We start from the raw sequence: 26801 nt of genomic DNA, 5'->3' as shown, positions 1-26801 counted from the left end.
TATGTGTGGAATTAATGGAATCTTGCATTTACAATCACAAAAAAAAGTGGACGAACGCATTCTGATAAAGATGCGTGATTCGTTAGAGCATCGCGGACCGGATGACAAAGGATTATTTATTGAAAACAATATTGGACTAGGACACCGAAGACTTTCAATTCTTGATGTTTCCACTGCCGGACACCAACCTTTTCTTTCCGATGATGGCAGATACGCACTCGTTTATAATGGTGAAATCTATAACTTTAAGGACTTCTATCCCGAATTAAAAAGTAACGGATTTGATATCAGAACCACTTCGGATACTGAAGTTTTGTTGAAATTATTTCAATTACATGGTTTAAAAATGCTCAACCGTCTTAACGGAATGTTTGCCTTTGCAATCTGGGATAAATTAGAAAAAAAGCTTATTGTTGTAAGGGATCGAATGGGTGTTAAACCTTTGTATTATTCGTTTTACAATGAAACTTTCTATTTTGCATCGGAGCAAAAAGCACTATTTACAGCCGGAGTGCCTCTCAAGATGGCACAAGACGGATTAGAAGAATATATCTTTAATCGATTTGTTGCCGGCGAAAATACTTTATACGAAAACGTAAAAAAAGTATTGCCTGGACATATAAAGACCATTCACGAAGGAGGAAAAGTTACGACTGAAAAATGGTGGAATCTAAAAAAGGAAATACAGAATCAGCCTGAAATAAAAAATCCAGTTGAATGGTTTCGTGAAACATTTGATGATTCCATAAAATTAAGAATGGTAAGTGACGTTCCTGTTGGTGTTTTATTAAGCGGCGGACTGGATTCTTCTTCTATTTTGGCTTCATTATATCATCAAAATTACAAAGACATTCAAACTTTTAATATTGGTTTTAAAGAAAAGGAACATAACGAATCACACTTAGCCAAAATGATGGCTGAGAAATTTGATTATGGTTTTCACACGATGCAATTAGAAGATAAAAATCTCTACGATAAATTGTTAAGCGCCACTTATTTTCAGGATGAACCTATTATGCATTTGAGCGAACCACATCTTTTAGCTGTTTCACAAATGGCAAAACCATCAGTTAAAGTGTTACTTTCCGGTGAAGGTGCTGATGAATTAATGGGTGGCTATGTGAGATATAAAGCTTTACAATATCCATCATTGTTGAATTCAATTGCAACAATTGGTAACCTGGACCTATTTACAAATAAGCCTCGTTATGAAAAGTTATCGCGTTATGCGCAAATCAGTAAAAAATCAGAACTGGTGATGTTTAATGGCTCTAATATTTATCCAAAAGATATTGAGGAAATTTATGGAATTAACACACTTCCAAAAAATGAATACAGAAAACAAATTTACAAAGAAGCAAAATCTTTATACCCGGATAATTTAAGAAGACAAGCGCTGTATTTTGATCAACATACTTACTTATGTTCCCTGCTGGACAGAAATGACCGCTGCACAATGGGTGCATCCATTGAATGCCGAGAACCATTTTTAGATCCAAGATTAGTCATTGGCTTGGGCTCATTAGAGGACAAATGGTTATTTGCGGGCAAGAAATGGAAATTCATTCTGAAATCAGCTATGAAAGAACGTTTACCAGATGAAATTCTAAAATTTAGAAAAGTAGGTCTAAGCGCTCCTTGGGGTGATTATATTACAAATAGCCCTGCCTTTAAGGAAGAATTAGAATCTTTTTCGAAAAGTGAGCTGTTTCAAAATCCCTATTTTGAAAATATAAATATTAAAAAACTGGTTCAGAATTTACAAAAAGGGGACGTTACTATGACTCCTTATATTATCCCGCTCTTCATGATGCATATCTGGATGAAATCTTACGCAAATAAATTTTAATCCTTACTTTTGAATTTAGGATTCACAAAAGCTAACTCTTTCATGGAAATACAATATAATTTCTCTTTAAAAAAATACAATACATTTGGCATTCAAGCCAAAGCAAAACAGTTCGTCGCCGTTCATTCTACTGACGAATTGAAACATATTTTAGAAGAAAACAAAGCACAGAAAAAATTTATTTTAGGAGGCGGAAGCAACATGCTTTTGACACAGGACATTGACGCACTGGTTATTCATATCGATTTGAAAGGAAAAAAAATCATCAAAGAAAATGATGATTTTGTCTGGGTCGAAAGTCAAGCTGGAGAAAACTGGCATGAATTGGTTCTTTGGACAATCGACCAAAATTTTGGCGGAATGGAAAACATGTCGTTAATTCCCGGAAATGTGGGTACCACTCCCGTTCAAAACATCGGTGCTTATGGTACTGAAATCAAAGATACTTTTATTTCCTGCGAAGCAATGAATATAGAAACTCAAGAACTTAAAACCTTCGTGAAAGACGATTGTCATTTTGGCTACAGGGAAAGTGTGTTCAAAAACGAGGCGAAAAATCAATATGTAATAACGGCCGTTGTTTTTAAATTGACGAAACGGAATCATAAAATCAATATTTCGTACGGTGACATTACGGCTGAATTGGCAAAAAACCACATTACCAATCCAAGTTTAAAGGACGTGAGCAATGCGGTAATAGCTATTCGTCAAAGCAAATTACCCGATCCAGCAGTACTGGGAAACAGCGGTAGTTTCTTTAAAAACCCAATCCTCTTAAAATCTGATTTCGAAAAAATTCATCAACAATTTCCAGACATGAAATATTATGATGTTTCCCCAACGGAAGTAAAAGTTCCCGCTGGCTGGTTGATCGAACAAGCCGGTTTCAAAGGAAAACGTTTTGGTGATGCCGGAATACATAAAAATCAAGCACTAGTTTTAGTCAATTACGGCAATGCAACGGGACAGGAAATTTTGAATGTTTCGAAGAATATTCAGGAGACTATTTTTAAGACTTTTGGGATTCATATTGAAGCCGAAGTAAATGTGATATAGGTTTCAGTATTCAGTATTCAATCGTAATGTTCAGCTGCAGTAAAAGCCGGAATATAGATTGCAGATTTGAGAGTGTGCGTACCAAAATAGTATTTTAAAATTCGTTAATCCAAAATCACAAATCACCATGTACATCCCAGATATTTACAAAAACGAAAATCAAGAAGACATAACTGCTTTCTTGAAACAAAATAGTTTTGGCATTCTAATCAATCAGACAAATGGAAAATTGTGGGCGACCCATATTCCATTAGAACTGGAAACGAATAAAGAAGGTAAAACAATTTTAGAAGGACATATATCTAAAGAAAATCCGCAATGGCAAGGTTTCACGGAAAACGACCAAATATTAGCCGTTTTTTCGGGACCCCATTCTTACATCTCCCCTTCGTGGTACGATCACGAAAATGTACCAACATGGAATTATATCGCCGTTCATGTTTACGGAAGAATAAAAATTATTGAAGGCGATGCAGTAATCGAATCGTTGAAAAAACTAGTCGATAAATACGAACAGAATTCGGAAAACCCTGTTCGCATAGAAAATTTATCCCAGAAAACGATGATGCAAAGTCGCGGAATTGTCGCTTTTGAAATCGAAATTGACGAGATTCAAGCCACAAAAAAAATGTCTCAGAATCGTGATGATAAAAACTATCAAAATATCATTTCTGAGTTGGAAAAAACCAACATAAATCAATCTATCGCTGTCGCAAATGAAATGAAGAAATGTCCCCGATAAATTCTTTCAAAATTCACAGTTTATGATTAAAAATTCATAATTGTATTCATACCTTTGCGCTCTCCCGAAATTTCGGGACTAAAAACTCATTAAACTCAGATGCTTATTATTATTCTTTACTTTTTTATTTTTATTGTTGCCGTTCAGATTTTGTATTACTTGGTTATTTTTGGAAAATTTTCTTTCGCAAAAGCGCAAAAGATAACACCCAAAAGAATTCCGATATCGGTTATTGTTTGCGCCAAAAACGAAGAAGAAAATGTAACGAATTTTATTCCGTTACTGGCTGAACAAAATTATCCTGATTTTGAAATCGTCTTGATTGACGATGCGTCAAGCGACGAAACATTGACACTTTTTGAAGGCTTTGAAAAACAATATCCTAATGTGCGTTTGGTAAAAGTGCAAAACAACGAAGCCTTTTGGGGCAACAAAAAATACGCATTAACTTTAGGAATTAAAGCGGCAAAAAAAGAATATTTATTATTCACTGATGCCGATTGTTATCCCACATCAAAAGAATGGATCACAGCGATGAGCTCTCAATTTACGATGCAAAAAACAATAGTTTTGGGTTATGGTAAATATGAAAAAGTAGCAAATTCTTTTTTGAATAAAATAATTCGTTTTGAAACTTTGCTCACCGCCATTCAATATTTTTCTTGGGCAAAAATAGGTCATCCATATATGGGCGTGGGTAGGAATCTAGCCTATAAAAAGGAAGAATTTTTTAGCGCAAATGGTTTTATTGAACACATGCAAGTTCGTTCCGGTGATGATGATTTGTTCATTAATCAAGTCGCAAATGCGAGAAACACAGCCGTTTCCTATACACCAGAAAGTTTCACTTATTCTAAACCAAAAACGACATACAAAGACTGGATTATACAAAAAAGAAGACATATTGCTACGGCAAACTATTACAAGAAATTCGATAAATTTCAATTAGGCGTTTTCTATTGTTCGCAACTACTTTTTATTTTACTTACGATACTATTACTGGCCTTTCAGTTTCAATGGATAATAGTACTAAGCTTATTTGGTTTACGTTATTTAGTATCTTGGATTGTTATTGGATTTTCGGCCGGGAAATTAAAAGAAAAAGATGTGGTATATTGGTATCCAATAATCGAATTAGTACTTATAGTCACGCAAATTAATATCTTTATAACAAATACATTCTCAAAACCGGTACATTGGAAATAAACAAACAAATAGAAAAAGCGAAACAAGGTGACCAAGTTGCCTTCACTTTTCTATTGGATTATTATTGGAATGAAGTGTATGGTTTCATGCTTAAACGCACTGAAAATGAAACCAATGCCGAAGATATTACTATCGAGACGTTTTCCAAAGCATTTGACAAAATAGCCACTTATAATTCGGAATTTCAGTTTAATACTTGGCTTATTGCTATTGCAAAAAACGTTCACATCGATTTATTGCGAAAAAAGAAATCGAGTCTTTTTGTCGAAATTACAGATGAACAAGACCAACAAGCCTACAATATTGCTGATACGACTCCATCGGCAGAAGATGAATTGATCACAGAGCAAAACCTTTCACAGTTACTACAATTCATCAAAGAATTGAAACCGCATTATCAGGAAGTAATTCAACTCCGTTATTTTCAGGAAATGAGTTATCAGGAAATCGCCAATAAAATTGACGAACCTTTGAGTAATGTGAAGATCAAGCTGCTACGCGCCAAGAAATTACTGGCAGAAATTATTCAGAATAAAAGATAGTTTAATCGGTTAACCGTTATTTGGTTAATCGTTTACTTGCCTGTCTGAATATTCAGATGTTCGTTTAAAGACATTCAACCTTTAAATAATTAAACGATTAATTGTTTAAACAAAAAAACTTTCGCACTTTATATACTAAAATTCCTGTTATTTACGTTGTTAAATAAAACACCCGTTGCTTATGATTTAAATGCTACTTAACCATTAAATCCATAAACCATGTCAAAATTAAGCATCTACGAAACCAGCTGGTTAAACCTTGTTTTCGAGCACAGAAACAAAGAATATGGAGCGTATAAATTACGTCAGGAAAGCACTAAAACATCCCTATTTGCACTTTTTATGGGACTATTATTATTAGCGTCCGCATTGAGTATTCCACTTGTTATTAATCATTTTTATCCAGACAACAGAATCACAATTCCTATTCCCGAATTTATGACACCGATTGAAATAATCGAAGTAGCACCAAATGAAATTAAGAAAATAGACAAGCCGGTTCTTCCTGAAGTAAAAACACCAAATACAGCAATACCAATTGAAAGCAATCAACTTGTAGATCCCATTATTGTTCAAGCGTCACAAGCTAGTCCAGAAATTATAAAAAATACACAAAACACAAGTACAGCAAGCGCAATTACCGATGGTACAGCAGTCGTGGGAATAAATCCAACCTCTGCTGCTAGAACGGGAACAGAAAATGCAAGTGCTGGCGATCCGGGAGATACTATCGTGGCCACTGTTGCGCTTGACAAACTTCCAGAATTTCCAGGAGGCATCAATAAATTTTACTCGTATGTTGGAAATAATTTTGAAAAACCAGAAATCGAAGGCGTAAACGTCATTCGTGTTTATGTATCGTTTGTCATTGAAAAAGATGGTGCCATGTCGGATATTCAGGTGAAAAACGATCCAGGTTACGGTTTAGGTAAAGAAGCCATCCGGGTATTGAAATCGTTGCGAACAAAATGGTCTCCGGGAATGGTTGGTTCAAAAGCGGTCCGAACTGCCTACAACTTGCCGATTACGGTACAGATGAATTAATTGGATTTTGTAAATATCCTGAAAACTTCAAAATTCAAAATTCTTTGTTCTTTACTCAAAAATTAAAATAAGGTCGAATATTCAACTTGGACTTTTGAATTTTGAACTTGAAATTTAAAAACATTCTTTCTGTTTGTAAAGGATAAAGAACAAAATTTATTTAAAAAATCAAAAGCTTCATTTAATTTTGAACCTTTTTTTGAATATCACATCTAACTTTTTTAAATTTTATCTATATACAACAAAAAGTACTAATCTAGCCCTGATAGAGCCGATATCCTCGTAGTCCCGAAGCTTCGGGACGAAGAGATAAAGGCGAAAGCAGGACAACTATTTCTTAAAATATTCCAAAATTCTGCTCCTAATGCTTTAATAGCTCTTGCTTCAAATAAACATATAAACGAATCCACAAATAGACTACATTCATTATCTTTGCGCTTTGAAAATTGATATATGGAAACTGTTTTAGAAAATACTTTACCGATAGGAAAACCGAAATGGTTGAAGGTAAAACTCCCAATTGGCCAAAAATATACAGAGCTTCGTGGCTTAGTTGATAAATATAGTCTTAATACGATTTGTACCTCGGGAAGTTGTCCAAATATGGGCGAATGCTGGGGAGAAGGAACGGCAACGTTTATGATTTTAGGAAATGTGTGTACGCGTTCGTGTGGTTTTTGTGGTGTAAAAACCGGAAGGCCTGAAACCGTAGACTGGGATGAGCCAGAAAAAGTGGCGCGTTCTATAAAAATCATGAATATTAAACATGCTGTAGTTACAAGCGTAGATAGAGATGATTTGAAAGATGGCGGTTCCATTATTTGGATTGAAACCGTTAAAGCTATTCGTAGAATGAATCCCAACACTACTTTGGAAACTTTGATTCCTGATTTTCAAGGTATCGAAAGAAATATTGATCGAATTATAGAAGCCAATCCCGAAGTAGTTTCGCATAATGTAGAAACCGTTCGCAGGCTGACTCGTGAAGTACGTATTCAGGCAAAATATGACCGAAGTTTAGAAGTTTTGAGATACTTGAAAGAGAAAGGTATTCGCAGAACCAAATCTGGAATCATGCTTGGTCTTGGCGAAAAAGAAGAGGAAGTTTTTCAAACGATGAGAGATTTGCGTGAAGCTAATGTTGATATTGTAACGATAGGTCAATACTTGCAACCCAGTAAAAAACATTTGCCTGTAAAAGAATTTATAACGCCAGATCAATTTGCGATATATGAAAAATTTGGACTGGAATTGGGTTTTCGTCATGTAGAAAGCGGCCCATTAGTTCGCTCTTCTTACAAAGCGCAAAAACACATATTATAGTCGAATGTCTTAAAGTCAGAAAGTCGAAAGGCTTAACATCTTGACTTTAGGACTTTAGGACTTTAAGACTTTAAGACTTATGATTAGAATTGCCATTAATGGTTTTGGAAGAATTGGAAGAAATTTATTTCGCCTGCTTTTAAACCATCCCGATATTGAAGTAATTGCCATAAATGATATTGCTGACACCAAAACAATGGCCCATTTAGTGAAATATGACAGTATTCACGGGGTTTTGCCTCATGCGGTAACTGTCGATGAAAAAGGATTTATTATAGATGGAAACCATTTTTTGTTTTTTCATGAAAAAAAGATTTCAAACTTGGATTGGAAAAGTTTAGACATTGATTACGTAGTGGAATCAACCGGTAAGTACAAGACTTTTGATGATCTAAATGCTCATATTCTAGCTGGTGCAAAAAAAGTCATTCTTTCCGCACCTTCTGAAGTAGACTCTATAAAAACTGTTGTTCTGGGTGTGAATGAAAATAGTCTTGACGGCACTGAAACCATTGTTTCTAATGCAAGTTGTACTACAAATAATGCCGCACCAATGATGAAAGTTATTGATGAACTTTGCGGTATTGAACAAGCATATATCACTACCATTCATTCTTACACGACTGACCAGAGCTTACATGACCAACCGCACAAGGATTTGCGTAGGGCTCGTGGTGCTAGTCAGTCTATAGTTCCTACAACAACTGGAGCGGCTAAAGCATTAACAAAAATTTTTCCTACATTGCAGGGGAAAATAGGTGGTTGTGGTATTAGAGTTCCCGTTCCAGATGGTTCTTTGACGGATATAACGTTCAATGTAAAACGAGCGGTTACTATAGAAGAAATAAATGCCGCTTTCAAGGTTGCGGCACAAACTAATTTAAAAGGAATTCTCGATTACACAGAAGATCCAATCGTTTCCGTGGATATTATTGGTAATAGAAATTCTTGTTTGTTTGACGCACAACTGACCTCCGTTATTGATAAAATGGTAAAAGTAGTTGGCTGGTATGATAATGAAATAGGATATTCATCCAGAATAATTGATTTAATTCTTTTGGTAGAAAGTAAAAATAAAAAATAAAACAATTCAGTTATACATGAAGCAATTGTTCGTTTTTATCTTTTTTTGCAGTTCATTTCTGTATTCTCAAACTAATGAGAAAACAGATAGTCTTACGTATTACAAAAATTTGACCACTTCAAATATCAAATCCGATAAATACCAACAGGCCATATTTTATACACAAAAAGCTATAAATTATGCTAAATTAAGTCGGGATGTCCAAGCGCAAGCTGATCAAACGTTTAAATTAGCAAAACTATATTTTGAATTAAAAAAATATAACGACGCTATAAAATCATTTCAAAAAAGCATTTCATTCTACAAAAAATTAGAACCAAGTTCGAATTATGCATACGCGACTTATTATCTAGGCTTGAGTTATATTGAAAAAAGAAATTTTAAGGACGCCGAAATTTATTTTAATAATACCAAATCAATAATTAATAATTTAAAAAGCTCTGATTCTGCCCAAATAAACAACCTGCTGTATCTGCAGAAAGGGATTATAAGTAAATCAAAAGGGAATTATGATTTAGCTTCGGCAATATTCAAAACCATAATTGCAAAACCGTATAATGGACCAATACTGGATACCAGAACTGAAGCTTTGTACCAAATAGGAACGGTTGAAGCTTCCAAAAAAAGATATAATTTAGCTTTAAATTATCTCAATAAACCATTAGAAAATAATGCTAGGAATAACAATTCTGACCAAAAATCGAATATTTTACTCGCATTGAGTTCTGTTTACGAAAAAATGTTAGATAAAAACAACGCCTATTCGTATTTGAAACAACATCTTAATTTGAAAGAGAGCATCTCAATTTTAAATAACGAAAGACTTGGCATTGATGATTACAATGAATTTAAAGAGTCCGAACGGTTAAAAGAAATTGTACAAATTGGCAATCAAAATAAGCAGCAGCAAAGAGCGAATAAATTCTCTAAATTAATTAGTATCCTCGCCATTGCCCTAATCTCTATTTTGTCTTTATTGAGTTTATCATTATATAAAAACAATATCATTAGAACACAATCCAATCTAATGCTAAAAGAAAAAAATAAAGAATTAGAAATTGCCAAGGACAAAGCAGAAAAAGCCTCCAATGCAAGATCTGAATTTTTATCCACGGTAAGCCATGAACTTCGTACACCACTCAATGCTATAAATGGAATCGCTCATTTATTATTGGAAGAAAAGCCAAAGAGGTCTCAAATGAAATATCTGACTTCATTAAAATTTTCAGGCGATTACTTGACAAAATTTATAAATGAAATCTTAGAAATAAACAAAATCGATTCCAATAAAATTGAAATTGAATATATCAATTTTAATCTTAAACAATTATTAGAAGACATACAGAACTCTTTAAAAGAAATAGCCGCAGTAGGAAACAACAAATTCAACCTTGAAATTGATCATTCAATTCCTGATTATTTGATTGGTGATCCCACAAAACTATCACAGATAATCCTGAATTTGATTAACAATGCGCTAAAATTCACTAAAAATGGTACTGTAAATGTAATTACTAAACTAAAATCATTAGAGGATGACCATGCAACTATATATTTTGAAGTAATTGATACAGGGATTGGAATTCCTGAAGACAAATTAAAAAGTGTTTTTGATAGTTTTTCGCAAGGCTCGATAGAGGTAAATCGAAAATACGGAGGAACTGGTTTAGGTTTAACAATCGTAAAGAAACTAATTAAAACTCTTGGCGGTCATATACGCCTGAAAAGTATTGTGGGAGAAGGATCTTCTTTTTCCTTTGAATTAGAATTTAAAAAAGGCTCTGAATTATTGAAAGTAGAAGAAAAACGTAAAACATATGATGATTCTATTTTAGCGAATAAAAAAATACTTTTGGTGGAGGACAATAAAATTAACCAAATGATTTCAGCAAAAATGCTCGAAAACAAAGGAATAATTTGTTACATAATTGACAACGGTGAAGAGGCGATTGAAACAGCTAAAAACAATAAATTTGACTTAATTCTAATGGATGTTCATTTACCGGGCATAAACGGTACTATAGCAACTGAACGAATTAGAAAATTTGATCAAAAAACACCAATAATCGCCCTAACTGCAATATCATTGGATGAAAATCGTGACATGTTATTATCCTTTGGAATGAATGATGTTATCACAAAACCATTCATTCCTGAAGAATTTTACAGCGTAATTGCAAATTATGTTTAGTGCAATCTAATATTTTACAATCAATTCTTTAATTAGGCTTCGAACCATTGGTTCTGCTTTTTTCGCGGCTTCCAGTACTTCATCATGTGAAATAGAATCTATATTTTCTTCATTTCCCATATCCGTAATAACAGAAATCCCGAATGTCTCAATATCCATGTGACGTGCGACAATTACTTCTGGAACTGTTGACATTCCTACACAGTCTGCACCAAGAATTTTTACCATTCTATATTCCGCTAAGGTTTCAAATGTTGGTCCTTGAAGTCCTAAATACACGCCATCGAAAACTTCAATGTTTAAATCAAGCGCTATTTCTTTTGCCTTAGTAATCATCTTTCTCGAATAGGGTTCGCTCATATTTACAAAACGAGGTCCAAAACGCTCGTCATTTTTTCCTCGTAATGGATGTTCAGGCGTCATATTGATATGATCCTTTATAAGAACAATTGAACCTACTTTATAATTTGGATTTACACCACCGGATGCATTAGAAACAACTAACTTATCTATGCCTAAAAATTTCATTACTCGAACCGGGAAAGTAACTTCAGTCATGGAATATCCTTCATAAAAATGAAATCTTCCTTGCATTGCAACTACTTTCTTTTTCCCAATGGTTCCAAAAACTAAAGCTCCTTTGTGACCTAAAACAGTCGATACAGGGAAATTTGGAATTTCATTGTAAGGCAAGGTATATTCTACTTTCATTTCATCTGTAAAACTCCCTAATCCTGAACCTAAAATCACACCATACTCTGGGGTAAAATCAATTCTTTCTTTAATATAACTAACGGTTTCTTGTACTTGTTCCCACATAATTTGTAATGGTTTTATCAAAATTTTCTCCCGAAGTTTCGGGACCGGAAATAAAAGAGCTTTGTATCGGTAAATAGAAAAGTTGTTCGCTTGGCAAACTTCCTTTTAATCGCACATAATCTTTCTCGGTAGTAATAATGATGTTGTTTTGAGCTAAATTTTTAATTTCTAAAATATCTTTATCGGTAAAATTATGATGGTCTGGAAAAGACAAACAGACATCATTGGTATCTTGCAAATAGGCGAAAAATGGCTCGGGCTTGGCGATTCCCGCCACTAGCAATTTAGAAGCACCTTGTATTTCATTTACGTTTATCTTCCGGTTTTCCCCATAAATAAAATTGTCATAGGCTATAAAAGTAAAGTATAATTCTTGGTATACTGAAAGTTTTAATTTGTTTCTAATATCATTCTGTTTTTCCGGCGGCAGATTAAAAGGACATTTGGTCACAATAATCACGTTGGCTCTTTTTGCTCCGGTTTTGCTCTCTCGCAAATTTCCGGTTGGTAAAATAAAATCATCAGAATACAAATCCCCATAAGAAGTGAGTAAAATATAGAAACCCGCTTTTACGTTCCGATGTTGAAAAGCATCATCTAGCAAAATAACTTCTGGTTTAATCTTTTGCGAAAGCAATTGCTCTATTCCATTTTTTCTATTGGCATCAACGGCAACTTGGATGGCTGGGAATTTTTTATAAAACTGAAAAGGTTCGTCACCAAGAATACTTACATTAGTTGTTTCATCAGCCAAAATAAATCCCTTAGATTGTCTTTTATACCCTCTGCTTAATGTGGCTACTTTATATTTATCCGAAAATAACCGAATTAAATATTCAATTTGCGGTGTTTTTCCTGTACCGCCAACACTCAGATTTCCAACAGCGATAATGGGTAAATCAAAAGCATACGATTTCAAAACACCTTTATCGAAAAGAAAATTCCGGATACTCGTTATCACGCCATACAAAATGGAAAATGGAAACAGTATTTTTCGCAGTAAATTCATTGTACGAAAGTAGAATATTTTATTTTAAAGTTGATTTGTTTATTCGTTAATTTGTTTATTAGAAAATCCAGAATTAAACAATCAAAAATCTGATATTATGAAATCAGTGATTACGAATACCAAAAAAACTAAACGATGAGTAAAATCAAAGAAATAATTTCTGTACTCGAAGAAATGGCGCCACTCGCCTACGCCGAAGATTTTGATAATGTAGGTTTATTAGTTGGCGATCAAGAGTCAGAAACAACAGGTGTTTTAGTTTGTCATGATGCTTTAGAAAATATAATTGAGGAAGCAATCGATAAAAAATGCAATTTGGTGGTTTGTTTTCATCCCATATTATTTTCCGGATTAAAAAAAATAACAGGCAAGAATTATGTGGAGCGAGCAGTAATTAAGGCAATAAAAAATGACATTGCCATATATGCCGTTCACACCGCTTTGGACAATCATCAGGATGGCGTTAATAAAATTTTCTGTGATGCACTGGGTTTAATAAACACAAAAGTGCTGATTCCGAAGCAAAATTTCATTCGGAAATTAGTGACTTATACCATTCCCGAAAATGCAGAACAGGTTCGCAATGCCCTCTTCGATGCCGGAGCAGGAAATATAGGAAATTATGAAGATTGCAGTTTCAATTCAAAAGGAATTGGAACTTATATGGGAAATGAGCACAGCAATCCTCAAATGGGCGAACGATTTGAGTTTGTGCAAGGCGATGAGATCAAAATCGAAGTGACTTTCGAAAAACATTTGGAAAACAAAATTCTAAAGGCGCTTTTTAAAAGTCATGCATACGAGGAAGTCGCTTATGAAATTTATGAGCTACAAAACAAACATCAAAATATTGGTTTAGGAATGATTGGCGAATTGAAAAATCCAATGAACGAAAAAGATTTTCTACTTTTTGTAAAAGAGAAAATGCAGTCTGATGGTATTCGTCATTCCAACTTTATAGGAAAAGAAGTAAAAAAAATAGCAGTACTTGGCGGAGCTGGAAGTTTTGCCATAAAAAATGCTATTCAGGCTGGAGCCGATGTGTTTTTAACGGCGGATTTAAAGTATCATCAGTTTTATGAGGCCGAAAATCAACTTTTATTGGCAGATATTGGACATTTTGAAAGCGAACGCTATACAAAAAATTATATTGTTGACTATCTTCGGAAAAAAAACCTTAATTTTGCAGTTATTTTATCAGAAGAAAATTCAAATCCAGTTAAGTACTTATAGAATATGGCGAATACGAAAGAATTAAGTGTTGAGGACAAGTTAAGAGCAATTTACGATTTACAATTAATTGACTCTAGAATTGACGAAATTAGAAACGTTAGAGGTGAACTTCCTCTAGAAGTGGAAGATTTAGAAGATGAAGTTGCCGGTTTAAGCACGCGTTCAGAAAAATTGAAAAGTGAACTCGAAGTTATCGAAGATCTAATCAAAGCAAAAAAGAATGCAATTGATGAGCACAAAGAGGCGATCAAAAAATACACAAAACAGCAAGAAAGCGTTCGTAACAACAGAGAATTTAATTCGTTGACTAAAGAGATTGAATTTCAAGAATTAGAAATTCAATTGTCTGAAAAACAAATTAAAGAAATGAAAGCTTCAATCGAACATAAGAAAGAAGTAATTTCTCAGTCAAAAGAAAGATTAGAAACTAAATCTAATCACTTGAAACATAAAAAGTCAGAATTAGACGCAATCATGTCTGAAACTGCTAAAGAAGAAGCTTTTTTAACTGAAAAATCAGGGGAATATCAAGCTTTAATCGAAGAAAGATTATTAAAAGCGTACACTAGAATCAGAACAAGTGTTCGCAATGGTTTAGCTGTTGTTTCTATTGAAAGAGGTGCATCTGCAGGATCATTCTTTACAATTCCACCGCAGACACAAGTAGAAATTGCTTCAAGAAAGAAAATCATCACTGATGAACATTCAGGAAGAATATTAGTCGACAGTGTATTGGCTGACGAAGAAAAAGAAAAAATGGAAAAATTATTTTCTAAGTTTTAATTCTATTTAAGTCCCGATTCACATCGGGACTTTTTTATTATGAAAAAAAAATTATATTTCGTTTACACTAAATCTATTGGATTATATATAAACTTTTTGAGTTTTGTATTTCCTGAAAAAGCTACGAAATTAGCTTACGCTCTTTTTAGCGAACCCAGAGAAGGAAGATTAACAAAAAACAATCTCCCTAAAATCCTTCAGGAAGCTCAAACCGAAACTTTTCAATACGACGAACATTATTTCCAAACCTATACTTGGAAAGGGAATGACACTATTATCCTTTTGGTTCATGGTTGGGAAAGTAATGCTTCACGCTGGGAAAATATACTACCCTATTTACAAAAATCCGGGAGCACCATAATTGCCATCGATGGACCTGCACATGGTTTATCAAGTGGAAAAGAATTTAATATTCCGCAATATGCCAAGTTTATAGACATTGCTGTGCAAAGATTTAATCCAAAATACTTAATCGGACATTCTTTAGGCGGCAAAACTTGTTTGTACTACCAAGCAAAATTCCAAAACAACAATATTGAAAAAATGGTGATTTTAGGATCTCCAAGCGATTTTAAAATTATACTCTATAATTACATTTCGATGTTGAGTTTAAATTCTAGAATTTCAAAAGGTTTAGAAGATCACTACTTAAAAGAATTCAAACTTAAATTAGAACATTTTTCAGGAAAATTTTTTGCTTCCAAAATAAAAACCAAAGGTTTAATCGCTCATGATACAGATGATACAGTTGTTTTATTTGAAGAAGGCAAAAAAATTGCAGGCGCTTGGGAAAATGCAGTTTTTATAGAAACAAAAGGGTTGGGGCATAGCCTGCATGATGATGAATTATACAAGAAAGTCTACCACTTTTTATTTGAAACAGAATAACTACAATATTACAGTTGTAAAATATTTTACTGCTTTCTTAATTTTTCAAATAAACAAATACTCACATAAACGATTAAACAATTTAGTATTACTTTTGCACTATGGAAGAAAATCTAAAACGCCTCAACAAATTCATTGGAGAAACAGGATATTGCTCCCGTCGCGAAGCCGATAAACTAATCGACGAAGGACGCGTGACTATAAATGGAGTTGTACCTGAGTTAGGAACAAAAGTTTCCCCTAGTGACGAAGTGCGTATTGATGGTAAATTGATTCGTGAGAAAAACGAAAAACCCGTTTACCTGGCTTTTTATAAACCTGTAGGAATCGAATGTACCACGAACTTAGATGTTCGCAATAATATTGTGGATTACATCAATTATCCCAAACGTATTTTCCCTATTGGCCGATTGGACAAAGCTAGTGAAGGATTGATTTTTATGACTAATGACGGTGATATCGTTAATAAAATATTACGTGCGAGAAACAATCACGAAAAAGAATATACGGTAACGGTAAACAAACCTATAACGGACCGTTTTATTGAACGAATGGGAAATGGTGTTCCAATTTTAGACACTGTTACCCGAAAATGTAAAGTAGAGCAAATAAGCAAGGATATCTTTAAGATTGTGCTAACACAAGGTTTAAATCGTCAAATTCGTAGAATGTCTGAGTATTTAGGCTACGAAGTTATAGCTCTTAAACGCATCCGAATCATCAACATCTCGCTTGATGTTCCTATGGGAAGATACCGAGATTTGACTGATGCAGAAATTAAAGAATTAAACGAATTGATTGAACCTTCCAGCAAAACCGAAGAAGCGAGTCTACCAAAAGCGGAACCTACAAAAAGAAGAACGGAATTCATTAAAAGAGATGACCCGAGATTTAAAAAAAGAGGGGATTATTAGCTTAAAGAAAAACTGTAGTACTTAAAAGCAAAGCACGAATTTCACTAATTTACACTAATTAATTTGTGCAAATTAGTGAAATTCGTGCTTGAATATTAACCCTAATTATTTTCTATTTCTAAATTGATTTTACTGGATTTTTCGTCGTTTGGCTTTAACGATTTGGTTATCTACTAAAATTGCTTCATAAATTTGCTGCTTCAATATTGGAACATCAATTTCTTTAACAGAATTGAAAATTAGCTTTGAAGCAAATTTTGTAGTTTCAAAAGTTTCATCTAAAAACGAAGCGCCTTTGCAAAAACCAATCGACACTCCTTTTTCAACTTTGCCCCAAGGAATGGAAGCCGGCCAAATATAACAAATTCGGGAATGGCGGTAATAAAAAGGAACATTGTAAGCCAATTTCTCTTTACAATCTGGCATACATTCGAGAATAATTTTACGCAGAAAAAGAACAATTTCCAATTCTTCTTCCGGTAAATTATCCAGAAATTCATTTACACTTTCAAACTGTATTCCTTGTGGATTTCCCATAATTAAAAAAAGCCTATTCTAGACGAATAGGCTTTGTATTTTTATTATTTTTCTAATTTTAAAATTTTCATTTCTCTTGCCAAAAGCGTGTTTTTCAGCAGCATTGCGATGGTCATAGGCCCTACTCCTCCCGGGACTGGTGTTATGAAACTTGCTTTCTTACTTACATTTTCAAAATCTACGTCACCTGTAATCACATATCCTTTTTCATTTGTTTCGTCAGCAACTCTTGTAATACCCACATCGATTACTACGACACCGTCTTTTACCATTTCTGCTTTTAGGTAATTCGGCACCCCTAAAGCGGTTATGATAATATCTGCTTGGGTTGTTATTTGAGCAATATTTTTAGTATAACTATGCGTCAAGGTTACTGTTGAGTTTCCAGGAAACCCTTTTCTACCCATCAAAATACTCATTGGTCTTCCCACAATATGACTACGTCCTATCACAACAGTATGTTTTCCTTTGGTTTCCACTCCATATCTTTCTAACAACTCTAGAATTCCAAAAGGAGTAGCAGGAATAAAAGTACTCATATCTAAAGCCATTTTTCCAAAATTCTCAGGATGAAAACCATCAACGTCTTTACTTGGATCAACTGCCATCAATACTTTTTGCTCATCAATTTGGTCGGGAAGTGGCAACTGAACTATAAATCCATCAATATTAGGATCCTCGTTCAATTCTTTTATTTTTTTTAGCAATTCGGTTTCCGATGTGGTGCTCGGCATTTTCACTAAAGTCGATTCAAAACCAACTCGTTCACATGCTTTCACTTTACTTCCCACGTAAGTTAAACTCGCTCCATCGTTACCTACAATAACTGCTGCTAAGTGAGGTACTTTCTCCCCATTATTTTTCATTTTTTGCACTTCGGCAGCGATCTCGCCTTTAATATCCTCTGCTGTTTTTTTTCCGTCTAGTAGTTGCATTTTAATTTAGTTTAAAGTTTTAAAGTCGAAAGTCTTAAAGTCATTACAACCTTAAGACTTTCGACTTTTGACTCATTTTATCTCATTCCTGGCATACCGCCTTGCATTCCGCCCATCATCTTCATGAGGTTTTTCCCTCCTGGTCCTTGCATCATTTTCATCATCTTACTCATTTGCTCAAACTGTTTCATCAATTGATTAACTTGTTCTATTTTGGTTCCGGAACCTTTTGATATTCTGGCTTTTCTTTTAACATCAATAATTGCCGGTTTACTTCTCTCAGCAGGAGTCATCGAGTGAATGATAGCTTCAATATGTTTGAAAGCATCATCTTCAATTTCAACATCTTTCATTGCTTTTGACGCACCTGGTATCATTCCAACCAAATCCTTCATATTACCCATTTTCTTTACTTGCTGAATTTGAGATAAGAAATCATCAAAACCGAATTCGTTTTTGGCAATTTTCTTTTGGATTTTTCTGGCTTCTTCTTCGTCAAATTGCTCTTGTGCTCTCTCTACCAAAGACACAACATCTCCCATTCCAAGGATACGTTCTGCCATACGAATAGGATAAAATACATCTATCGCATCCATTTTTTCGCCGGTACCAACAAATTTAATTGGTTTGTTAACTACTGATTTAATTGAAATAGCAGCTCCTCCACGAGTGTCACCATCTAATTTCGTTAAGATAACACCATCAAAATTCAATATGTCGTTGAAAGCTTTAGCAGTATTTACCGCATCTTGACCTGTCATTGCATCAACAACAAATAAGGTTTCTTGTGGCTGAATTGCTTTATGAACGCGTTCGATTTCGTCCATCATCTCCGTATCAACTGCCAAACGACCCGCTGTATCGACTATCACAACGTTGAACCCGTTTGCTTTCGCATGTTTGATTGCATTTTGAGCAATTTCAACAGGATTCTTATTTTCTGGCTCTGAATAAACCTCAACACCTATCGAATCTCCAACAACATATAATTGCTGAATTGCCGCAGGACGATAGATATCACAAGCTACCAAAAGTGGTTTTTTATTCTTTTTCGTTTGAAGATAATTCGCTAGTTTACCAGAAAATGTTGTTTTCCCAGATCCTTGCAAACCCGCCATTAAAATAACGGTTGGGTTTCCAGATAGATTGATTCCGGCAACATCACCACCCATTAATTCCGTAAGCTCATCTTTGACTAACTTTACTAATAATTGTCCTGGCTGAAGTGTAGTTAACACGTCTTGTCCAATTGCTTTTTCTTTTACTTTAGTAGTAAAATCTTTAGCAATTTTAAAGTTGACATCGGCATCAAGTAATGCGCGACGAACTTCTTTCAAAGTTTCGGCAACATTTACCTCTGTAATTTTTCCGTGACCTTTTAATATATGGAAGGCTTTATCTAACTTATCGCTTAAATTATCGAACATAATTTTATTTCTCTTTAATTAAGGTGCAAATTTAAGCATTTGATTTTGAAGTTTAAATACTATTATAAATAAAAAGAGGCTGTCTTCTTCAGACAGCCTCTTTTATGAATAAAATAAAAATATTTTTTAATTAATCCTTGTCATCTAAATCTGCTTCATTTTCAAGTAAATCTTTTATCAAATCCCCAATATCATTGTGACTATCATCACTGGCAGTACTAATTTCGATAACTCCATCTCCATCGGTATCTAACAATAGGCCTTGGTTTGCCAAAGTAGTTAATCTCGCCATTAAAGTATCAAGATGTATTTTAATGTTCAAAGATATATCATTACCATTGATCGTGAAATCTTTGTTGTGGTCTTCAAAATCCAATTCATGTTCCACATCCTTGTCGCTCCAGATAATAAATGGTTTCCCATTAATAGTTCCTTTAATCAAATAAGTCTTACCATTCATTTCACCAACTAATGTTGATTTTTCGAACTTAAATTCGATTTCCTCATATCTTGCATTCGGAACATTTACAGAAGTAATAAAAGGACTTAAGGTTAAGTTAGGATCAAGCAAATCCAATAAAAAAGGTCCATGAAGTTTAACGTCATCATGCTTTGGATCCATACTGTACATCGCATCTTCCATATCGGTTTCAAATTTGATCTTCCCAATATTAATTTTAAAGTCGGTTATAACTACTGTAGAAGTTGCTGTAGTTCGTGCTGTTAAAGAGGTCTTACCTGTTGAGGAAACTGCGGAAGCCTTTAATGTTACATTACCTCCCGAAGTGGAATCATTTGTACAAGAACTTATTACAAGTGCAAGTAATGCTAAAATTGAAATTTTTTTCATAATGGTATTTTTAAATTGTTAATTAATTCATAACGCAAAAGGCATGCCATTATTACATTCTTTCTGGTACACTGATCCCTAATAGTCGAAACGAAGCGGCAATCGTATCTGCTACTTTTTTAGAAAGTTGTACTCTGAATATTTTTTCATTCGCCACATCCGAACCTAAAATAGGTACTGCTTGATAAAATGAATTATATTCTCGCACTAAATCATAGGTATAATTTGCCAGTAGTGCAGGACTGTGATTTTGAGCCGCATTTTGTATCACTTCAGGAAATAACTCGAGCTGTTTCAACAATTCTTTTTCCTTTTCATGAAGGGTCACTATTTCTGATTTATTAGAAAAATCAAAATTAGCTTTACGAATTATCGATTGAATTCTGGCATAAGTATATTGTATAAACGGTCCTGTATTTCCAGCAAAATCAACTGATTCTTCTGGATTAAACAGAATTCGTTTTTTAGGATCCACTTTCAAAATGTAATATTTCAAAGCGCCAAGACCTATCGTATTGTATAATTTAGCTTTTTCTTCAGCAGAATAAGTGTCCAATTTCCCTAAATCTTCAGCAATTTTTTGAGCTGTATCTGTCATTTCCTGCATCAAATCATCAGCATCGACAACGGTTCCTTCACGGCTTTTCATTTTTCCCGAAGGTAAATCTACCATTCCGTATGATAAATGAAATAGGTTTTTAGACCACTCAAAACCTAATTTCTTCAAAATTAAAAATAATACTTTGAAGTGATAATCTTGTTCGTTACCCACCGTGTAAACCATTCCGCCAACATCTGGATAATCTTTCACACGTTGTATCGCTGTTCCAATATCCTGAGTCATATATACTGCTGTACCATCGGAACGAAGCACAATTTTTCGATCTAAACCTTCATCGGTCAAATCAATCCAAACAGAACCATCAGGATCTTTTTCGAATACTCCCTTTTCTAAACCAATCTGAACCACATCTTTACCTAGTAAATACGTATTGCTTTCGTAATAAAAACAATCAAAATCAACTCCCAGATTTTTATAGGTAATGGCAAAACCATCATAAACCCATTGGTTCATAGTTTTCCAAAGCGAAATTACTGCTTCATCACCAGCTTCCCATTTCAATAACATTTCTTGGGCTTCCAGAATGATTGGCGCTTGTTTTTTGGCCTCTTCTTCTGTTTTACCTGCGCTCATCAATTGAGCAATCTCTGTTTTATACGCTTTATCAAAAGCTACATAATAATTACCAACTAATTTATCTCCTTTTAAACCTGTTGATTCCGGAGTTTGTCCGTTTCCAAATTTCTGCCAAGCCAACATCGACTTACAAATATGAATTCCCCTATCGTTTATGATTTGGGTTTTATATACTTTTTTACCTGAAGCTTTGATAATTTCGGCAACAGAATATCCTAATAGATTATTACGAACGTGACCTAAATGCAAAGGTTTATTAGTGTTTGGCGAAGAATATTCTACCATTACCGCTTTTTCATCGGGAGATGGAATAACGAAACCGTATTTGGCATCGTCTTTTATTTCATTAAAGAAAGTTAAATAATATTCGTCGGAAATTACAATATTTAAAAATCCTGAAACCACATTAAAACGGCTCACTTCGGCTAAGTTTTCAACTAAATAATTTCCTATTTTATTTCCTAATTCTACGGGATTACTTTTGATGACTTTTAACAATGGGAAAATTACCATCGTGATATCTCCCTCAAATTCCTTACGAGTGGTTTGAAATTCGACTTTGTCTAAAGTTACACTGAATAATTCGTTAACAGCTTTTTTTATATTTGGAATAAGTACTTCTTGCAGATTCATTTTACAATTTATTGAGGTCGCAAAGATAGTATTTAATTAGAATTTTTTTATTTATAAAATACATTAGAATATGAAGAAAAAACACATTTTTTTTATAATTTTAATAATTTAAAAAAAGAATAAAAAGCGTATAATTAACTAAAATAAAAATCATCCTCAATCACTGTCTAATAAATAATTATTTAGCTTACATAACGTTATATATACAAGTTTAACAGTAAAAAATTCATTTAGATGAAAAAAACATTGATTTTATTGCTATTGTTTTTTACTGTGAAAAATTATTCTCAATCAGTAACTATCAACACGACCACTTATTCAGCCGATCAATTGGTAAACCAAGTACTAATAAATTCTCCTTGCGTTTCAGGAACTAATGTTAATTCAAAAACAGGATCTTCCTTTGGTTCATCCAATAGCATAGGATATTTTGAAAATATCAATCCTAATTTCCCATTTAAAAATGGCGTAGTATTGACCTCAGGCGATGTCAATAAAGTGCCAGGTCCTAACACTACTATATTAAGTGATGGAAATGCTGCATGGACCGGCGATGCTGACTTAGAGGCTAATTTACTATCGCAATCTGGCATTACTATAAATTCCATAAATGCGAGTTTCATAGAATTTGATTTTAAACCAAAAACACCAAATTTTGATTTCTCGTTCTTATTCGCTTCAGAAGAATATGGCACCTCCCAATGTAATTTCTCGGATGCATTTGCTTTTCTTTTAAAGGACGTGACTACTGGTGGTCCCAATATAAATTTAGCCGTAATTCCAAATACAAATACACCAATTTCGGTTCAAACAATCAGAAATAGTACCTACAATTCGAATTGTCCCTCTGCAAATCCTAGTTTTTTCGGAAGTTTCAACGGAGGTGGTTTTGGCCCGGCAATAAATTTTAATGGACAAACCATACCTATGCTAGCTTCGGCATCAGGATTAGATATTACGCACACTTATAGAATAAAATTAGTTATAGCTGATGGCAGCAACAATACAGGATATGATTCTGCTATATTTTTAAATGCGAATACTTTTAATATTGGTCAGGATATACTTGGTCTTGATTATACTTTAGCAAACAATAAAGCAATTTGTCCCGGAAGTCCATTACCTATATTATCAGCGAATGGATTAAGCCCAAGTACAACCTTTACATGGAAACTGGAAGGCGTTGATTTTTCTCCAGCTCAAACTGGACAAACTTTAGATTTGAATTCAATTCTTCCGTTAATAAGTTCCGGAATTCACAATTACAGTGTGAGTTATACTGAACCTGGTTGTATCGAAGTCACAGATGAAATAAGTGTTGGAATTTACCCTGCCTTAGGAGTTATTTCTTCTGTACCAAATATTTATGCCTGCGATACCGGAGCTGCCAATTATGATTTTGATCTAACAAAAAATACGAGCATTATACGAGCAGGTAACAACCAAGCAACAACTCCTGCAGGAATTTTAGATGATTTACCCGCTGGAACAACTATTACTTATCATCTTTCCAATGCTGATGCTGTTGGCGATATCGCTGCTATTTCAAGTCCGCACACCATAACAAGTTCTGCAAACGGAAAAATAATTTATGTCCGAATTGAAAACTCCATTTTACCATGTTATGAAATACGATCCTTTCAATTGCAAATTGTTCCTAGCCCAAAAATTTCGAGTATTCCAAATGATATTACTCTTTGTGCCAGAAACACAACAGATTTTCCTCCACAAGCGAATTTTGACCTAACTACCCCAAAAAATTCAATCCTAGGTCTACAAAACCAAACCTATAATATTTTGTCTTTTCATTCTACTTTAAATGGAGCAAACACCAACACCGATATTATCACACCGAATGCAAGCAATATTCTCATAACCTCAAATAGTACTTTGTGGGTTAGACTGCAAAATATTTCGAATCCCGCTTGCTACGTCACTACTAGCTTTAAATTGATTGTAACTCCAATCCCAGAAGTTGACATTTTAAATGATGTAGTGGTATGCAGTTCCTATATCCTGCCTGTTTTAACAAAAACCGGGGCACAATATTGGACAGGATCGAATGGAACTGGGACACCGCTTTTCGCGGGGAACAACATCACTACTCCATCAACAATATATGTTTTCAATCAATCTGGAAGTTGTTCCAATCAGGATTCTTTTACCGTTACTATATCAGATTTGAATGCAATATCACCTACATCCGGATCTTATTGTTCGGAATATAGATTACCTGCTTTAGCTTACGCCAAATATTTTAAGCAATCAGGAGGCACAAATACTATTGGTAATACCCAATTAGCTGCGGGATCAGTAATAAATACCGCTGGTTTAAATACCATTTATGTTTGGTTTGAAGATACCACTGTAACGCCATCTTGTACTCAAGAAAAATCATTTACAGCCACAATTATTCCATTTACACTATTACCCGAATATGTAAACCAATTCGGATGTAATTCTTACACACTGCCGGTTGATCCAAACGGAGGCATCTACTACTCAGGACCAAATAAAGGTTTACCGATAATTCCCCCAGGAACTATTATTACAGTTACAACGCCAATCTACGTTTTCAAAGAAACCGCTACAACACCGACAAATTGCTTTTCCGAAAAAACATTTACCGTATTTATAGGCATTAATAGCGTTACACCACCAATAGATGTAAATTCTTGTTCTGCGTATATTTTGCCAGAATTAATAGTTGGTGAATACAGAACTGCCACTTCCGGAGGAGGATCGCTCGTAACGGCGGGAACTTCAATTAATGCGACAACTACTCTTTGGTACTACGTGCCAGGACAAAATTGCACTGACAATTTGCAATTTACTATTACGGTAAACATACCTCCGTTGCCATTTATACCAGACACGGCACCACAATGTGATGTTTATTTTTTACCAACAGTTGCGCATTCGGGAAATTATTTCACAGGTCCATTGGGAACAGGGATAATGCTAACGGTAGGATTCCCAATAACCTCAACCCAAAAAGTATATTTTTATGACAAAGCCGCAACAGGGCCTTGTTATGTTGAAGAAGAGTTTCTTGTTACTGTTAATTCATCTCCATTAATTGATGCCAGACCTGTGGAAGTAATACAATGTGGACAAGGATATATTCTTGATGATTTAATTAATGGAGAATATTATCAATTTCCTGGAGGTCCTTCACCTACAAACCCGATATTACCACCAGGTACCATAATTTCAAATTCCAAAACGATATATGTTTATGCATTAGCTTCCGCACCAAATACCTGTTTTTCAGAATATAGCATATCTGTTTTAGTTACCTTAGTTAATCCCATTCCAGATCAATATGCCTGTAATTCTTATTCGCTGCCTAAGATTGTTGGACTTGGTGATTATTACACAAACACTGGCGGTCCTCATGGTAGCGGCGTGAAATTAATTCCTCCATACAGTCCAATAAATACCACAACCACTTTGTATGTTTATGCGGAAGACAATACTAGAAATACCTGTTTTGATGAAGATGATTTTATAGTTACAATTTACAAAAGTCCCGTGATAAGTCCAATAGCTCCTGTAACCAGATGTGAATCATACGCTCTACCGCCATTGGTTGTTCCAATAAACAGATACTTTACCCAATCTGGAGGGCCGGGTAATACCAATACAGAAAAATTTCCAGGCGATTTAATTACTGCTTCAACAACAATTTACGCGTATGCTGAAGTTGGAACTGCAACAACTACAATTTGTCCTGATGAAAAACCTATGGTAATTACTATCATTTCAAAACCAAAACCAATACTTACCGTCCCTGCTATTTGCCATGATTTTGAAACTGGAGCAATCACAGATTCTCATATTATAAGTGGATTTAGCGCACCTAGATATTCGTTTGAATGGAAAAAAGAAGATGGTACTTTAGTAGGTTCCTCTTCTGATTTTTCAACGAACCAACCTGGAAACTATACTTTAATTGTAACCGATTTATCGATATTCGGTTGCCCTTCAGAACCTATTACTTTTACTGTTATTGAATCTGCACCACCTGCTTCAATCTCATTTACTACTGAGGGTTGGTTTTCAGATAATCAAACAATTACTGTAAATGCAGTACCAAGTTTGGGCGACGGAACTAATTTTCTCTATTCATTCGACGGAAATTCTCCTCAAAAAAGTAACATATTTACAAATGTGAGTTCAGGAGTGCATGAAATAAGTGTTAGCGATGCTAACGGCTGCGGATCAACAATACCAATATTGGCTAAATTAGTATTTGCTCCAAAATTTTTTACACCAAACGGTGATGGCTACAACGATACATGGAACGTGACAGAACTGCCAAATCAAGACAATCCTAAATTATTTATTTTTGATCGTTACGGAAAATTCTTAATACAACTTTTCCCAAATGGTCCAGGTTGGGATGGAACATTTAATGGTTACGCATTACCGGCCGATGATTACTGGTTTTCTATATCTTATTCAGAAAATGAGGTTTTAAAAGAGTATCAATCTCATTTTTCATTGAAAAGATAGGCTTTACACTATTCCTGCTT

Annotated in this window: 21 protein-coding genes; 14 read left to right on the top strand and 7 right to left on the bottom strand. The window is 34.3% G+C overall.

Annotation, left to right across the window (positions count from 1 at the left end; all coding sequences use genetic code 11):
* Window position 1: 1 nt before the first annotated feature.
* The 9 genes from asnB to IWX84_RS07460 all read left to right on the top strand — a co-directional run bounded on the left by asnB (window position 2) and on the right by IWX84_RS07460 (window position 11037).
* Window positions 2-1849, top strand: coding sequence for an asparagine synthase (glutamine-hydrolyzing) (gene asnB, locus IWX84_RS07500; protein WP_196850123.1), 1848 nt, complete (start codon window positions 2-4; stop codon window positions 1847-1849).
* 42 nt (window positions 1850-1891) lie between these two features.
* Window positions 1892-2905 (top strand): UDP-N-acetylmuramate dehydrogenase, encoded by a 1014-nt coding sequence (murB, locus tag IWX84_RS07495; RefSeq protein WP_196850122.1) that lies wholly within the window; start codon window positions 1892-1894, stop codon window positions 2903-2905.
* Window positions 2906-3032: 127 nt separating this feature from the next.
* Window positions 3033-3647, top strand: coding sequence for an FMN-binding negative transcriptional regulator (locus tag IWX84_RS07490; protein WP_196850121.1), 615 nt, complete (start codon window positions 3033-3035; stop codon window positions 3645-3647).
* A gap of 99 nt (window positions 3648-3746) precedes the next feature.
* Window positions 3747-4853, top strand: coding sequence for a glycosyltransferase (locus IWX84_RS07485; RefSeq protein ID WP_196850120.1), 1107 nt, complete (start codon window positions 3747-3749; stop codon window positions 4851-4853).
* Entirely contained in the window at window positions 4844-5395 is a 552-nt protein-coding gene (locus IWX84_RS07480) for an RNA polymerase sigma factor (protein WP_121341089.1), read from the top strand. The genes IWX84_RS07485 and IWX84_RS07480 overlap by 10 nt, the downstream gene beginning before the upstream one ends.
* Before the next feature lie 219 nt (window positions 5396-5614).
* Entirely contained in the window at window positions 5615-6439 is an 825-nt protein-coding gene (locus tag IWX84_RS07475; protein ID WP_196850119.1) for an energy transducer TonB, read from the top strand.
* 453 nt (window positions 6440-6892) lie between these two features.
* Complete coding sequence (gene lipA, locus IWX84_RS07470) at window positions 6893-7762, top strand: lipoyl synthase (RefSeq protein ID WP_196850118.1); 870 nt, start codon at window positions 6893-6895, stop codon at window positions 7760-7762.
* Between the two features lie 79 nt (window positions 7763-7841).
* Entirely contained in the window at window positions 7842-8846 is a 1005-nt protein-coding gene (gene gap, locus IWX84_RS07465; protein ID WP_196850117.1) for a type I glyceraldehyde-3-phosphate dehydrogenase, read from the top strand.
* A 16-nt stretch (window positions 8847-8862) separates the two neighbouring features.
* Window positions 8863-11037 (top strand): ATP-binding protein, encoded by a 2175-nt coding sequence (locus tag IWX84_RS07460; protein ID WP_196850116.1) that lies wholly within the window; start codon window positions 8863-8865, stop codon window positions 11035-11037.
* A 6-nt stretch (window positions 11038-11043) separates the two neighbouring features.
* On the opposite strand, the gene IWX84_RS07455 is transcribed toward IWX84_RS07460, so the two are convergent.
* Window positions 11044-11856 carry a purine-nucleoside phosphorylase gene (locus IWX84_RS07455; protein WP_196850115.1) on the bottom strand — a complete coding sequence of 271 codons (813 nt, stop codon included), beginning with the start codon at window positions 11854-11856 and terminating at the stop codon, window positions 11044-11046.
* Window positions 11828-12865 carry a tetraacyldisaccharide 4'-kinase gene (lpxK, locus tag IWX84_RS07450; RefSeq protein ID WP_196850114.1) on the bottom strand — a complete coding sequence of 346 codons (1038 nt, stop codon included), beginning with the start codon at window positions 12863-12865 and terminating at the stop codon, window positions 11828-11830. The genes IWX84_RS07455 and lpxK overlap by 29 nt, the downstream gene beginning before the upstream one ends.
* A 135-nt stretch (window positions 12866-13000) precedes the next feature.
* Between lpxK and IWX84_RS07445 the strand changes: the two genes are divergently transcribed.
* The 4 genes from IWX84_RS07445 to rluF all read left to right on the top strand — a co-directional run bounded on the left by IWX84_RS07445 (window position 13001) and on the right by rluF (window position 16683).
* Complete coding sequence (locus tag IWX84_RS07445) at window positions 13001-14098, top strand: Nif3-like dinuclear metal center hexameric protein (RefSeq protein WP_196850113.1); 1098 nt, start codon at window positions 13001-13003, stop codon at window positions 14096-14098.
* A gap of 3 nt (window positions 14099-14101) precedes the next feature.
* Window positions 14102-14881: a zinc ribbon domain-containing protein gene (locus tag IWX84_RS07440; protein WP_196850112.1), complete on the top strand. Its 780-nt coding sequence runs from the start codon at window positions 14102-14104 to the stop codon at window positions 14879-14881.
* Between the two features lie 39 nt (window positions 14882-14920).
* Window positions 14921-15769, top strand: a complete 849-nt coding sequence (locus IWX84_RS07435) for an alpha/beta hydrolase (RefSeq protein ID WP_196850111.1) — start codon at window positions 14921-14923, stop codon at window positions 15767-15769.
* Between the two features lie 101 nt (window positions 15770-15870).
* Window positions 15871-16683 carry a 23S rRNA pseudouridine(2604) synthase RluF gene (gene rluF / locus IWX84_RS07430; RefSeq protein WP_196850110.1) on the top strand — a complete coding sequence of 271 codons (813 nt, stop codon included), beginning with the start codon at window positions 15871-15873 and terminating at the stop codon, window positions 16681-16683.
* Between the two features lie 129 nt (window positions 16684-16812).
* Here the strand turns inward: rluF and IWX84_RS07425 are convergent, their stop codons facing one another.
* From IWX84_RS07425 to argS, 5 genes are all read right to left on the bottom strand, one after another.
* Window positions 16813-17220: a DUF1801 domain-containing protein gene (locus IWX84_RS07425; RefSeq protein ID WP_196850109.1), complete on the bottom strand. Its 408-nt coding sequence runs from the start codon at window positions 17218-17220 to the stop codon at window positions 16813-16815.
* Window positions 17221-17264: 44 nt separating this feature from the next.
* A complete protein-coding gene (locus tag IWX84_RS07420; RefSeq protein WP_196850108.1) occupies window positions 17265-18155 on the bottom strand; it encodes a bifunctional 5,10-methylenetetrahydrofolate dehydrogenase/5,10-methenyltetrahydrofolate cyclohydrolase in 891 nt (296 codons plus the stop codon).
* A 77-nt stretch (window positions 18156-18232) separates the two neighbouring features.
* Window positions 18233-19582, bottom strand: coding sequence for a signal recognition particle protein (ffh, locus tag IWX84_RS07415; RefSeq protein WP_196850107.1), 1350 nt, complete (start codon window positions 19580-19582; stop codon window positions 18233-18235).
* Window positions 19583-19712: 130 nt separating this feature from the next.
* Window positions 19713-20432 (bottom strand): hypothetical protein, encoded by a 720-nt coding sequence (locus tag IWX84_RS07410; protein ID WP_231385441.1) that lies wholly within the window; start codon window positions 20430-20432, stop codon window positions 19713-19715.
* A 52-nt stretch (window positions 20433-20484) separates the two neighbouring features.
* On the bottom strand, window positions 20485-22263 hold the full coding sequence (gene argS, locus IWX84_RS07405; RefSeq protein WP_196850106.1) for an arginine--tRNA ligase: 1779 nt from the start codon (window positions 22261-22263) through the stop codon (window positions 20485-20487).
* A gap of 234 nt (window positions 22264-22497) precedes the next feature.
* On the opposite strand from argS, the gene IWX84_RS07400 reads away from it, so the two are divergent.
* Complete coding sequence (locus IWX84_RS07400) at window positions 22498-26781, top strand: T9SS type B sorting domain-containing protein (protein ID WP_196850105.1); 4284 nt, start codon at window positions 22498-22500, stop codon at window positions 26779-26781.
* The last annotated feature ends 20 nt before the right edge of the window (window positions 26782-26801 follow it).

It is taken from the genome of Flavobacterium sp. CG_9.10, from assembly GCF_015752245.1.
Lineage (GTDB): Bacteria > Bacteroidota > Bacteroidia > Flavobacteriales > Flavobacteriaceae > Flavobacterium.
The sequence above is the reverse complement of the archived record's forward strand: the minus strand, read 5'-3'. Positions and strand labels throughout refer to the sequence as shown.

What these genes read in the sequence shown, in the direction of transcription:
- asnB (WP_196850123.1), top strand. Translation starts at nt 2, where the DNA reads ATGTGTGGAATTAATGGAATCTTGCATTTACAATCACAAAAAAAAGTG.
- murB (WP_196850122.1), top strand. Translation starts at nt 1,892, where the DNA reads ATGGAAATACAATATAATTTCTCTTTAAAAAAATACAATACATTTGGC.
- IWX84_RS07490 (WP_196850121.1), top strand. Translation starts at nt 3,033, where the DNA reads ATGTACATCCCAGATATTTACAAAAACGAAAATCAAGAAGACATAACT.
- IWX84_RS07485 (WP_196850120.1), top strand. Translation starts at nt 3,747, where the DNA reads ATGCTTATTATTATTCTTTACTTTTTTATTTTTATTGTTGCCGTTCAG.
- IWX84_RS07475 (WP_196850119.1), top strand. Translation starts at nt 5,615, where the DNA reads ATGTCAAAATTAAGCATCTACGAAACCAGCTGGTTAAACCTTGTTTTC.
- lipA (WP_196850118.1), top strand. Translation starts at nt 6,893, where the DNA reads ATGGAAACTGTTTTAGAAAATACTTTACCGATAGGAAAACCGAAATGG.
- gap (WP_196850117.1), top strand. Translation starts at nt 7,842, where the DNA reads ATGATTAGAATTGCCATTAATGGTTTTGGAAGAATTGGAAGAAATTTA.
- IWX84_RS07460 (WP_196850116.1), top strand. Translation starts at nt 8,863, where the DNA reads ATGAAGCAATTGTTCGTTTTTATCTTTTTTTGCAGTTCATTTCTGTAT.
- IWX84_RS07455 (WP_196850115.1), bottom strand. Translation starts at nt 11,856, where the DNA reads ATGTGGGAACAAGTACAAGAAACCGTTAGTTATATTAAAGAAAGAATT.
- lpxK (WP_196850114.1), bottom strand. Translation starts at nt 12,865, where the DNA reads ATGAATTTACTGCGAAAAATACTGTTTCCATTTTCCATTTTGTATGGC.
- IWX84_RS07445 (WP_196850113.1), top strand. Translation starts at nt 13,001, where the DNA reads ATGAGTAAAATCAAAGAAATAATTTCTGTACTCGAAGAAATGGCGCCA.
- IWX84_RS07440 (WP_196850112.1), top strand. Translation starts at nt 14,102, where the DNA reads ATGGCGAATACGAAAGAATTAAGTGTTGAGGACAAGTTAAGAGCAATT.
- IWX84_RS07435 (WP_196850111.1), top strand. Translation starts at nt 14,921, where the DNA reads ATGAAAAAAAAATTATATTTCGTTTACACTAAATCTATTGGATTATAT.
- rluF (WP_196850110.1), top strand. Translation starts at nt 15,871, where the DNA reads ATGGAAGAAAATCTAAAACGCCTCAACAAATTCATTGGAGAAACAGGA.
- IWX84_RS07425 (WP_196850109.1), bottom strand. Translation starts at nt 17,220, where the DNA reads ATGGGAAATCCACAAGGAATACAGTTTGAAAGTGTAAATGAATTTCTG.
- IWX84_RS07420 (WP_196850108.1), bottom strand. Translation starts at nt 18,155, where the DNA reads ATGCAACTACTAGACGGAAAAAAAACAGCAGAGGATATTAAAGGCGAG.
- ffh (WP_196850107.1), bottom strand. Translation starts at nt 19,582, where the DNA reads ATGTTCGATAATTTAAGCGATAAGTTAGATAAAGCCTTCCATATATTA.
- IWX84_RS07410 (WP_231385441.1), bottom strand. Translation starts at nt 20,432, where the DNA reads ATGAAAAAAATTTCAATTTTAGCATTACTTGCACTTGTAATAAGTTCT.
- argS (WP_196850106.1), bottom strand. Translation starts at nt 22,263, where the DNA reads ATGAATCTGCAAGAAGTACTTATTCCAAATATAAAAAAAGCTGTTAAC.
- IWX84_RS07400 (WP_196850105.1), top strand. Translation starts at nt 22,498, where the DNA reads ATGAAAAAAACATTGATTTTATTGCTATTGTTTTTTACTGTGAAAAAT.